The sequence below is a fragment of the uncultured Campylobacter sp. genome, from assembly GCF_937997465.1.
Lineage (GTDB): Bacteria > Campylobacterota > Campylobacteria > Campylobacterales > Campylobacteraceae > Campylobacter_A.
Genome location: NZ_CALKTQ010000137.1, coordinates 1 through 1,049, shown reverse-complemented (window position 1 = coordinate 1,049; position 1,049 = coordinate 1). Strand labels below are relative to the sequence as shown.

General features: G+C 46.8%; 1 protein-coding gene. It reads left to right on the top strand.

Annotated features, from left to right (window positions below; all coding sequences use genetic code 11):
- Nucleotides 1-971, top strand: a 971-nt coding sequence (locus tag Q0546_RS04260; protein ID WP_298790831.1) for a TonB-dependent receptor, incomplete at its 5' end; no start/stop codon positions are given.
- Between the last annotated feature and the right edge of the window lie 78 nt (nt 972-1,049).

Here is a 1,049-nt window from a genome sequence, read left to right as displayed (position 1 = left end):
CGCATCCAAACTCTAAAAAAGGCTCAAATTTATATAAACTCAGTACGACCGATATGAAAAATATCTCCGTGCTAGACGATATCACGATAAATGATAACTTTAGCTTGCTACTAAGCCTCTCAAACAGCTGGATAAAAGAGCGCACTCGTCCGGCCATAACCGCTACGCAAAGACAGCTAAAACCTATCGTGACCAAATACGACGAATCCGGCCTTAGCTACGGCGCGAGCCTGGTATATAAACCTGTTGAAAACGTGAGCACCTATATTACCTTTGCCGATAGCTTGCAACAAGGCGGCAGTGGCACGAACACCGACGGCACGACTAGCGTGCTAAAACCGTATCGCTCGAAACAATACGAAATAGGCGCCAAAGCTCGCATAAACGAAATCGACTTTAGCACGGCGGTGTTTAGGATACAGCGCCCTATCGCCTATGTCGGCGGTAACGGCAGATACGACGTCCAAGGCGAGCAGGTAAATACTGGCTTTGAGTTTATGAGCGGCGGCAAAATCACGTCAAATTTAAGCGTTCTAGGCGGCTTTACGCTGATAAACTCTAAATTTAAAGACCCGCTACTAAAAGGCGCAAACGGCAAAGTCGTAAACGGCGTGCCTAAACTAAACTCGAATTTGCTATTTGACTACGTCGTGCCAAATACCGAAAAGCTCGCGTTTAGCGCAAATTTTCACTACACGAGCAAGATGTACATCGACGATCTAAACACTCAGGCTACGCCTAGCTTTTTCGTCACGGATCTTGGCGTGAGATACGTTAGTCGCGCGATGCTGGGCAAACAAACCACTTTGCGATTTAACGTAAATAACGTATTTAACAAAAAATACTGGGCGGGCATGTATCCTGCAAGCGCCGACGGTGCAGGCACCAGCGCTAGCGTTCTTGGCGTAGCTAACGGGCTAAGCCTGGGCGAGAGCAGGATGTTTATGCTTTCGGCCGAAGTCAAATTTTAATTTGATTTAGAGCTTGCCTCGCGAGCGTCTTTAACGCAGCTAGAAATTTTCTCCATCGATAAAACTATGCGTTATATC